This window comes from Nesterenkonia massiliensis (genome assembly GCF_000455245.1).
Lineage (GTDB): Bacteria > Actinomycetota > Actinomycetes > Actinomycetales > Micrococcaceae > Nesterenkonia > Nesterenkonia rhizosphaerae.
This window is the reverse complement of the sequence record NZ_HG005174.1, coordinates 36646-46703: the sequence shown is the minus strand read 5'-3', so window position 1 is coordinate 46703 and position 10058 is coordinate 36646. Positions and strand designations below refer to the sequence as shown.

Here is a 10058-nt window from a genome sequence, read left to right as displayed (position 1 = left end):
TCTATGCCGCGAGCTGCCGCCACAGAAGAGAAGATCAATCCCCGCAACTCACATAAGACCTGGACCTAACACCGGGGGCATTCCATGCTTCCAAGATCGTGACAGCATGCGCCCGGCATATGCGCGCGTCGGGCTGATCCCCTCCCCCGTTCTCGGCTCCTCGTCACCCCTTGTTCAGACTGACACCTGAAGCACATGTCACGTGAAGCGCAGGAGACTATGACTGGACTCGACTCGCCTCCTCGAAGAGCCCTTTCCGGTAATAATTTCCAACCTTCCTACCAATGCGGAAAGTTTTTCCAGCATTCATCTCCTCTTCACCGTCTCGGCACTTCTGGTTCAATCAAGAACCCGACGCTGAAGCATGTGAACAGAACCGAAAGCACCAGTACCCGTGATCATGCCGTCTCGGTCATCGAACAGATCCGCTCCGGGTTAATCTCCATGTCGGCGGCAGAACGACGTGTGGCCGACACCGTTCTTCAGGCTCCAGAACACGTCATGGGCATCTCCGTGACCGAACTTGCCAGCATGGCAGGAACCTCCGTCGGGAGCGTGATCCGTTTCTGTCAGCGAGTGAACCTCAAGGGTTACCAGGACTTGAAGTTCAAACTCGCCAAGGACATGGGTACACGGGTGCAACCCTTCGCCACCGAGGTCACCGAGGGAGACTCCGCCCGGGAAGTGGCAGACAAGATTCTGCGCGACGCAGCCAATGCCTTCAATGAAACCGCACGAAACCTCGACGGCGACGCCCTGGAACGCATGCTTGTCCGTATTGTTTCTGCACGCAGGATCGTCTTTGCAGGGATCGGCACCTCAGCACCCCTTGCCGCAGACATCGCTTACCGTTTCGCCACCCTGGGGCTCGATTCCACATTCTCCCCGGACAACCATGTCCAGCACGTCACGGCCAGGCTGCTAGGCCCCGAAGACGTCTGCTTCGCCGTCAGCCACACTGGCTCCACGGTCGAAACACTCCAAGTGATGCGTGCGGCTAAAGAGGCCGGCGCCGCAACCATGGCGGTCACCAGCTTCAGCAGCTCGCCTCTTACCGAGCTATGCGATGAAGTCATCGTGGCAGGAAGCCATGAGAAGGCATTCCGTGTCGAAGCAATGGTGAGCCGCTCCGTACATCTGGCAGTTCTCGACTCTCTCTATACCTCGGTGGCATTGCGTTACACCTCCGCACGCGCTGCCCTGGAACTGTCTTCCGACATCGTGACCGAACACAGGATCTGAGCAATGATGCGAGGACACGTCAAAGACGATCAGGGCCTGCCTGTCCCCCACGTGCTGGTGAGTGACGGGATAACCGTCACTGCCACAGGCCAGGACGGCAGTTTCAGCATCGCACCCCAAGGACCTTTTGTCTTCGTGACTGTTCCTGCTGACTACAGCTGCCAGACTTGGTACGTCCCCGCGAACCTACCGACGACGGCCTTCGTCCTGAAGAAGAAACCGGCGATATTCCCTTATCGATTCGTGCACATCTCAGACATGCATCTGGGAAAGGGCTCCTATTATCCCTTCCGCGTTGAACTGGGCAGCCGGGAGAGTCTCACGGAGTTCTTCCAGCGAGTCTGGGAGTCCGAGCCAGGGCTAGAGTCCTTCGTAGCTACCGGCGATCTCACCGACACTGGCATCCCGGCAGAGTTCGAGGACCTACTTGCCGCAGTGAGTTCCAGTCCTGTGAACGTACGGCTTCTGCCCGGGAACCACGATCACATGGCAGGCTCACGCGACAGTGCGGTATCACCGGGAGGATATCTTCTGCACGCTGCTGACCCTCGAAGTTATGAACAGTTCTTGGGCCCGCGCTGGTACTCGTTCGACCTGCCCGGTTTACATGTGATCGCCGTGGACTGGCATACTCATGAATTCGGTCTGGACACCGCCCAGCAGAACGCCTGGATGCGAGCAGACCTGGAGCACCAGCCCCCTGGCAGACCGTGGATTCTTCTCAGTCATGATCAGCCGTGGCACACGATGCTTGATCATCTGCCGAGTAAGCCACTCGCCACGTTCTCCGGCCATCGGCATGTCTCCCGGGTCATCGACGTGGATGGAATCCTACATGTGACCACTCCCACGCCGCTTTTCGGAGGGCTGGACGGCACCCCTCCCAGCTACCGGACAGTGAGATGGGATGGAGAGGAGCTGCACCTCACCACCCATAGAGACTTCCCGGCACCCAAGGCGCACATTCTCACCAACTCCGCACACTCCGACGGAACCTTCCAGCCAACCCGGAAATGGGTCACTCAACTTCCCGGTACTGCCCATGACGCCGGATTCTGCCTCACCGGAGGACATCTGGTCACCTCATGGGCTGACGAAGACTCACGCAACGCGCAGCTTACGGCGGTCGACATCTCGGACGGCTCCGTACGGTGGAGCACTCCACTGCCGGCTCCGGTGCGTTCAGCCCCCTCCTCAGCTGGAGACCGTGTCGCCGTCACTTGTATCGAGGGCACCGTTGTGGTCCTTGATCTGAACACCGGAGAAGTCGCGTGGAGCAGGAGCTCACCGGAACCGCTGCGGACCTTCCTCCTCGCTTCTCCCGCCATCCACGAAGATCGCCTCTTCGTTGCCGATTCCACTACCCTACGAAGCCTCTGCTTGAACTCGGGAGAGCTGCTCTGGGAGAGGGTGATCGCCCCCTACCAGACCTTCAGCACTTCTGCCGCGCCGGTGGTATCCGGCGACACACTCTACTTCGGACAATGGCCTGCCACACCACAGCTGATGGCGCTGGACCCGTACACGGGCAGCATTCGATGGGGAGACGGGAAGAACGTGCAGCTTCTCGGTTCGAGCGCTCCCCTGGCGACTCCCGTTCCGGATCAGCTGAGCAACGATCTTTTCGCTCCCATGGTCGATGGTCTCGCGCGAATAAACGGGGATTCCGGGGAGATCCGCTGGCAGCGAGCCAACACCCTCCCGTGGAATCCCCATCCGCCTCTACTGACGCAGCAGGGGGTTGTCGTCAGCGACCCGGGCTACGGCGTCGTCCTGTTGAATCGTGATACCGGAGAGCCGATCTGGAGTTGTCATCTCCAGGACGACACCGCGATGATCACCTCCGGTTATCAACAGACCGGGCACACCATCTCCGCCCCGGTATGTGAAGTTTCAGAAGTACTGGCCGTCCCAGGACTCGACTCAAAAATCCACCTCATTCATTCCCGCTCTGGGACGCTGCTGCACAGCATTCAGGTGCCCAACCCCATCGCGGTGCCCCCGCAGGCAGATGATGAATCGCTGTTTCTCCTCGATATACGCGGGGAGCTTTCCGCGTTCGATCGCCGTACGCTTCCGGGGGTGTCATCGTGACTGCACACACCGGAAAGGGGCAGGGCAGGCGCCACGGCCTGCTGCTTGCCGCACCAGCTCTGGTGCTCATCTTCCTCTTCATGTTCGTGCCCGCCCTTATCTCTCTCACCGCGAGCTTCTTCGATGTCAGTCTCAGCCGCGGGATACGGCTGGAGTGGGTTGGCCTGGATAACTATCGGTTTCTCTTTGAGGATAGGGATGTCCTCCTCTCCCTGAGAAACACTCTTGTCTACTCACTGCTCACCATAATTCCCAGTCTCATCATCGGCCTGGGCCTGGCGATTCTCGCCAGCTCACTGGGCAGAGGGCGGCGGTGCGTTCAGGTATTACTCTTCCTCCCCTTCGCTGCCAATCTCGTGGCTATGGCGGTGGTCTTCCGCTGGATATTCGCCCTCCACGGCGGATTCGCCAACGAACTTCTCGGGGTCATCGGAGTAGCACCAATCAACTTCCTGGGTGAAGAACAGTATTCGCTCCTCACCGTCGCCTTCGTAGGCATCTGGAGGAACACCTCACTTGCCCTGATCATCTTCCTCAGCGGACTCACCAGCATCCCCACCGCCATCCACGAGGCGTGTGCTGCCGATGGACTCCGAGGATGGCACAAACTCACATCGGTGACTCTTCCTCTCCTGAGGCCGTTCACCGTCTTTGTGGTCGTGATGCTCATTCTGCAGGCCGCGCAGGTTTTCGACACCATCCATGTCATGACAGGGGGCGGTCCGCTCAGCTCCAGCGAAACCGTTCTGACCATGGTCTACAGGCTGGGAATGCAGCAGCTCAAATTCGGTGAAGCCGCGGCTCTGTCCACACTGCTGCTGATCACGCTCATCGCCATCGGTATCTTCCGCCGTCGTCAACTCTCCGGAGGCACCTCATGACTCTCTCTCCGACTGGCTTCTCTCCCCGGCTGCACTGGACCCTCCTGAGATGGGCAATTTTACTAACCGCTGTCACCATCGCGCTTTTCCCGTTTTTCTGGATGCTTCGGCTTTCGGTCTCGGGAGCGGACTCAGTGACTCTCAGCGGCATCGAACTACTGCCCGGCAGCTGGGACCTCTCGAATTTCTCGCGTGCCTGGACCGAGGGAAACATCGGCCGCGCCATGTTCAACGGAGCCATCGTCACTCTGGCTATCCTCGCCTGCCAGCTGGTGACCTGCATTCCGGCCGCCTATGCCTTCGCCAAGGTCCCCTTCCCCGGGAGAGGCTTTGCGTTCGCCGCGGTGATCGCTTGCCTGCTGGTTCCCACGCAGGCGAACGCTATGCCCACATATTTAGGGATCAGCGCCATGGGCTTGAGCAACACGCTCACGGCGCTCATCCTGCCCTTCGTCTCGAGCGCCTTCGGAATCTTTCTGATGCGCCAGCACATGATGACCATTCCTGATGCGTTGCTCGAGGCAGCGAGAGCCGACGGCTTAGGCACTTTCTCCACGTTGCTGCGGGTCGTCGTCCCTGCGTCGATGCCCTCGATCGCCACCTTCTCGATCTTCTCGATCTTCGTTCATTGGAATGACTACCTCTGGCCGTTGCTGGCCATCAGGAGCCGTGACTTACAGACACCCCCACTGGCGCTCTCGGTCTTCCAGGAGATCGAAACAGGTCAGGACTACGGAGCCTTAGCTGCCGGCGCACTCATAATCACCCTGCCCATCGTTCTTCTTTACATTTTCGCCCAACGATCCTTCGAAGCAGGGCTCGGCGGCGGAGAACTGCCCGGATAACCGCGCAACTTTGACAAGTAACTGCCATGCTCTGAGGCCCCGCTGCTGCGGTTCTCTGCCCGGAAAGACAAACGCGTATGACAACAGATCCTCGTTTCGCTCATCCCAACACCATGACCTCTTCATCCGAAAGGTACGTCACCACTATGACCAGCAGAATGACATTCCCACGCCCAGCGGCACTGCTCTCGATCGGACTTCTCTCTGCCTTGGCACTCGTCGCTTGCGGAGACAATAGTTCCGGAGAGGTGGCCGAAGCCGCCGATATTAGCGAATGCGCGCCCGAGGACACAACGATCGAGGCTCAGTTCCTTCAATGGGGAACTAAACCGGCCGAGAACGCCAAAGAGGTGCTCGAAGCTGAATATGAGGGGCTGACCGTTGAGATCAACGAAGTCCCCGGCGGAAGTTACGACGAACTTACTCAGCAGCTCGTGGCCGACATCGCAGCAGGTTCCCGCCCAGATGTGATCATGGTAGGCCTCGGTCAGGTGAGGTTCTGGGTCGACGAATACGACCCCCAGCCCTTCGACACTTCTGCGTTAGCCGATACCTACGACGAGCGCTTCCTCGAAGCAGGTTCAGTGGACGGGACGGTCTACACCGCACCGTTCCAGACCTCCGTCCCCGTCCTCTTCACAAATACCGATATCACGGAGAATGCAGGGGTTACCCAAGCCCCTGCCACTTACTCCGAATGGCTGGAAGCCGCACAGCAGGTGACGGAGGCTACTGGAAACGCTTCTGTCCATGTCCCCCGCACGGCAATCAGCGATTGGCCAGTCCAAGCCATGATTCAGAACGCTGGAGGCACCTTGGTCGACGAGGACGGCATGCCAGCCTTTGATACCGAAGAAGGACGTGAAGGGCTTGCGATCCTTGAGGAGTTCGGCAGCCAAGGACTGCACGACTCTCTTGACGTTGCAGACGCGCTGGATGCCTTCACCAGTGGCAACCTCGCCTACCTGGTTTATAGCCCGCAGATCGCCGCGACTTTCCACGACCAGATCGGAGAAAACTTCGAGTGGACCGTCACCGACTTCCCCATTCCTGACGGGGGAACCCCGGAACTTCCTATTGGAGGAAACGGTTGGATGGTCCTTTCAGAGGACAGCTGTGCTGCCGCGTACTCCTACGAGTTCATTTCGGCCATGCTCAGCACTGAGAACATCGTAGAAAGCTCTAAGGACTGGAGCTACATCCCTGTAGACAGCAAAGCTGCTCAGATTCTGTCCGAGGATCCTTTAGCAGAAACTCCTGTGGGTTACGCCTGGACTTATGAGGGAACCCCCACCCTGTGGGGAGGCTGGCACGGAAGTTCCACTCCAGCGGTGAACCAGATCCTCCAGGACATGGTGCAACGTCTGACCAACGGCGAGGCAGTGGACGTCGTAGTGCCGGACACGGTCGAGAGGATTGAAAGGGAAGTCCAGTGAACACCTCTTCCCACACCATCGCTCTCGAGGGACTCTCCAAGCACTTCGGTGATGTCACGGCGGTGGACCACATCGACTTGGAAGTAGCTCCGGGAGAGAGCCTCGTCGTCCTGGGGCCTTCAGGCTCAGGCAAGTCCACCCTGCTGCGACTAATCGCCGGATTGGAGCCACCGACTTCCGGCAAGGTGATCATCGGGGGGAGGGAACAAAGCGGCATACCGACGCACGAACGTGACATCGCCATCGTCTTCCAGCACTTCGCGCTCTACCCTCATCTCTCGGCACGCAAAAACATCACTATGGGTCTCATCCACGGCTTGAAGATCGGCAAGGCAGAAGCCACGCGCCGAGCTGAAGACGTGGCCACTATGCTGGGCATAGATCATCTCTTGGACAGGCGACCCCGTGAGATGTCAGGCGGCCAGAGGCAACGGGTTGCCCTGGCACGAGCCATGGCCAGACACTCCTCGGTAGTGCTGCTCGATGAACCCCTCTCCGGCCTGGACGCCCAGCTCCATCTGAGCCTCCGTCTAGAGATCTCCCGACGTCTGCGGGATATCGGTGCCACCCACCTGATGGTCACCCATGACCAAGCCGATGCGATGGCTACAGCCGATCGAATTGCGGTGATGCACAACGGGCGAATCGAGCAGCTGGGGACTCCCGACGATGTGTACCACCGTCCCGCAACCCTCTTCGTCGCAGGGTTCGTGGGCAGTCCACCAATGAATCTGCTGCATGCTGAGCGCCGGGATGAGGGATTCGTCTCACCTCTCGGCGTCGTCCGCGGACCAAACTCCGAGAATGACATCACCCTCGGCATCAGGCCAGAGAACATCATTCCCGGGGGAGCCGACACATGGAACTTTAAAGGCCGCGTCCTGGAGATCGAGCATGAAGGCTCCTCACGGATCCTAGACGTCGAACTCGGCGGCCCCGTAATACGTGTACGGGTTCCCGCGGACTACACCTCCCAGCGTGATGCCGTGATACCTCTCCACTGCGACCCCCGTCATGTCTCCGTCTTTGACACCAAGACGGGGCTGAACATGGGAACCGCGGCGGAGTGGCTGAAGGAACAGGAACCTCTCGACGCGTGACCGATATCAAAAGCCTGAAGCCCAATACATCATGCCCACTGGTGCTGTTCGACCTCAATGGCACCCTCATGGACGATCTGGACCGTGCTGTACGTGCAACAAATACGGTGTTACTCCGCCATCACCAGACCCTGGTGGACCGAGAATCTTTCCGCCAGCAGTTCATGCTCCCGCTGAGTTCCTGGTTCGCTTCCTTCGGCATCCTTCCCCATCTCCTCGAACATGTGGAAGAGGAATGGGGACTGGAGATGCGCGCGCCCTCTCCTCTTCGCCAAGGTGTCCGCACGTTGTTGAGGGACCTTCGAGCTCATGGTGTCACCACGGGGGTCCTCTCAGCCGTGAGCCCTTCCGCGGTAGGAGAGGACCTTCGCCGACATGGTCTCACTTCGCTCTTCGATATCACCCTGGGAGGTGTCAAAGATAAGGCGCACGCCCTCAGCACGCTGGGCAGGCACCATGCACCGGCCTACTACGTGGGCGACACAGCCTACGATGTTGTGAGCGCGAAAGCCGCAGGTTTTCTCTCCGTAGCGATCGCAGGCGGACACCAGTGCGAAGAAAAGGTAAAGGCTTCGGCTCCGACCCACTTCATCAGTTCCTTCTCAGAGTTGCGGAGCATCATCAACGTCTAAGCCATTGATCTTGTAGAAAACTGTTTTCATTTCCCGCTTCCGGGCTGCGCCCCTGCTGCGGCGCGGGCGGCAGCGGGAAGGGCCTGCAGGATGCGCCCGATGGCCTCGTCGTCGTGAGCTGCTGAAAGGAACCAGGCTTCGAACACGCTCGGGGGCAGGTAAACGCCCTGCTCCAGCATGGAGTGGAAGAACGGCCCGTAGCGGAAAGCCTCCTGCACCTGAGCCTGGGCATAGTTGTGCACCCCTGTGGCCGAGGTCCCGAACGCCACCGAGAACAAGGAGCCGACCTTCTGCAGCGTGTGGTCCACCCCGGCGTCAGAGAGCGCGGCGGCGAGCGCATCGGCCACCACCTGGGCCTTCTCATCGATGTGGCGGTAGACCTCCGTGGTGGCGCTCTCCAAGGTCGCGACGCCGGCAGCCATGGCCACCGGGTTACCTGAGAGTGTGCCTGCGTGATAGACCGGACCGGTAGGTGCCAGATGCTCCATGATCTCGCGACGCCCATCGCAATACAGGCATCGCGGCCGCAATCTTCCTCAGAGAGGAAGCGGTTCAGGAGTTCGAGTGGATGCGGCAGGTACGCAATGCCACGGAATATCCAGCTGCTGACCGCCCCACAGCAACCAGGCAAGATGTTGAGGAAGCGATCGAGGCTGCTTGGAGTGACCCCCTAGATTCGGTCCAGTAGTTATGTGAGTTGCACTAGCGCCCGCCCTTAGCGGGAGGAAGACTGGTGTGACTATGACCGCGAAGAGGAAACGGCATTCCCCGGAGCAGATCATCCGTAAGCTCGGTGAGGCCGAGAAGATGCTGGCCCAAGGCCATGATGTGCCCGCCGTTGCTCGGGAACTGGGAGTCACTGAGGGCACCTATTACCGGTGGAAGAACCAATACGGCGGGCTCAAGGCTGAGGACGCCAAGCGGCTCAAAGAGCTTGAGAAGCAGAATGACCGGCTCAAGCGGCTGCTGGCTGAGGCAGAGCTGGAGAAGGCCGCTCTGAAGGAGCTGGCAGAGGGAAACTTCTAAGCCCGGCCAGACGTCGGCAGGCCGTCCGTCATCTGATCGGAAAGTTCCAGATCAGCGAGCGGGCGGCCACTGGTCTGGCTGGGCTCTCTCGATCTGCCTACCGGCGGCCGTTGCAGTCAGAAACAGCAGCTGATCCTAACGCTGCTCTGCGCCAGTGGCTGCGCGCTTACGCCGCGCAGAATCCCAGGCATGGGTACCGGCGGGCCTACCACGAAGCCCGGGCCCAGGGGTGGGTGGTCAACCACAAGAAGGTCCAGCGCCTCTGGGGTGAGGAGGGCCTTCGAGTACCGGTGCGCCGCCGCCGTAAGCGCCGCGGGACTTCCACCACCGGCGCCCCGACAGCGACGGCCCCGAATGTGGTCTGGGCGGTGGACTTCCAGTTCGATGCCGACGAGCAAGGGCGGACGATCAAGATCGCCACCGTGGTCGATGAGCACACCCGCGAATGCCTCGGCGGACTGGTTCAGCGATCCATCACAGGCAAGGCGCTGAAGGACCACCTCGATGCCCTGGTTGCTCAGCGTGGTGCCCCGCAGGTGATCCGCTGCGACAATGGCCCGGAGCTGATCAGTCAGACCCTGGCCGACTGGGCCGGGGAGAAGATCGGGCTGCACTACATCCCGCCGGGTTCCCCGTGGCGCAATGGGTACGTGGAGTCCTTCAACAGCAGGATCCGGGACGAGTGCCTGAACATCAACAGCTTCTACTCCCTGCTCCACGCAAAGGTCATCATCAGCGACTGGAAGCATGACTACAATCACCACAGGCGGCACTCAGCGCTGGGCTACCAGGCACCGGCGGT

At 60.0% G+C, this 10058-nt stretch carries 8 protein-coding genes and 1 pseudogene; 8 read left to right on the top strand and 1 reads right to left on the bottom strand.

What is annotated here, in order from left to right; translation table 11 throughout:
• Positions 1 to 366: 366 nt before the first annotated feature.
• The 7 genes from TX78_RS11790 to TX78_RS11760 all read left to right on the top strand — a co-directional run bounded on the left by TX78_RS11790 (position 367) and on the right by TX78_RS11760 (position 8230).
• A complete protein-coding gene (locus TX78_RS11790) occupies positions 367 to 1242 on the top strand; it encodes a MurR/RpiR family transcriptional regulator (protein ID WP_044496477.1) in 876 nt (291 codons plus the stop codon).
• A gap of 3 nt (positions 1243 to 1245) precedes the next feature.
• Complete coding sequence (locus TX78_RS11785; protein ID WP_049897898.1) at positions 1246 to 3336, top strand: outer membrane protein assembly factor BamB family protein; 2091 nt, start codon at positions 1246 to 1248, stop codon at positions 3334 to 3336.
• Complete coding sequence (locus TX78_RS11780) at positions 3333 to 4217, top strand: carbohydrate ABC transporter permease (RefSeq protein WP_049897896.1); 885 nt, start codon at positions 3333 to 3335, stop codon at positions 4215 to 4217. The genes TX78_RS11785 and TX78_RS11780 overlap by 4 nt, the downstream gene beginning before the upstream one ends.
• A 134-nt stretch (positions 4218 to 4351) precedes the next feature.
• Positions 4352 to 5062: a carbohydrate ABC transporter permease gene (locus TX78_RS11775; RefSeq protein WP_233722261.1), complete on the top strand. Its 711-nt coding sequence runs from the start codon at positions 4352 to 4354 to the stop codon at positions 5060 to 5062.
• Positions 5063 to 5139: 77 nt separating this feature from the next.
• Positions 5140 to 6498, top strand: a complete 1359-nt coding sequence (locus TX78_RS11770) for an extracellular solute-binding protein (protein ID WP_199765286.1) — start codon at positions 5140 to 5142, stop codon at positions 6496 to 6498.
• Positions 6495 to 7598 (top strand): ABC transporter ATP-binding protein, encoded by a 1104-nt coding sequence (locus TX78_RS11765; RefSeq protein WP_044496472.1) that lies wholly within the window; start codon positions 6495 to 6497, stop codon positions 7596 to 7598. Before TX78_RS11770 ends, TX78_RS11765 begins: the two co-directional genes overlap by 4 nt.
• Entirely contained in the window at positions 7565 to 8230 is a 666-nt protein-coding gene (locus TX78_RS11760) for an HAD family hydrolase (RefSeq protein ID WP_222704274.1), read from the top strand. Before TX78_RS11765 ends, TX78_RS11760 begins: the two co-directional genes overlap by 34 nt.
• Positions 8231 to 8256: 26 nt before the next feature.
• Here TX78_RS11760 and TX78_RS11755 read toward each other — a convergent pair.
• Positions 8257 to 8733, bottom strand: a pseudogene (locus TX78_RS11755) (aminotransferase class III-fold pyridoxal phosphate-dependent enzyme); the annotation flags it as partial.
• A gap of 238 nt (positions 8734 to 8971) precedes the next feature.
• Here TX78_RS11755 and TX78_RS11745 point away from each other — a divergent pair.
• Positions 8972 to 10058 (top strand): IS3 family transposase gene (locus TX78_RS11745; protein ID WP_101750650.1). Its coding sequence is split into 2 segments (ribosomal slippage), with 1088 coding nucleotides annotated over them: positions 8972 to 9242 and positions 9242 to 10058; the frame shifts between segments, so codons are not numbered across the junction. This gene is flagged as partial in the annotation.

Coding starts and splice junctions, on each gene's coding strand:
- TX78_RS11785 (WP_049897898.1), top strand. CDS start 1,246: ATGATGCGAGGACACGTCAAAGACGATCAGGGCCTGCCTGTCCCCCAC.
- TX78_RS11770 (WP_199765286.1), top strand. CDS start 5,140: ATGACAACAGATCCTCGTTTCGCTCATCCCAACACCATGACCTCTTCA.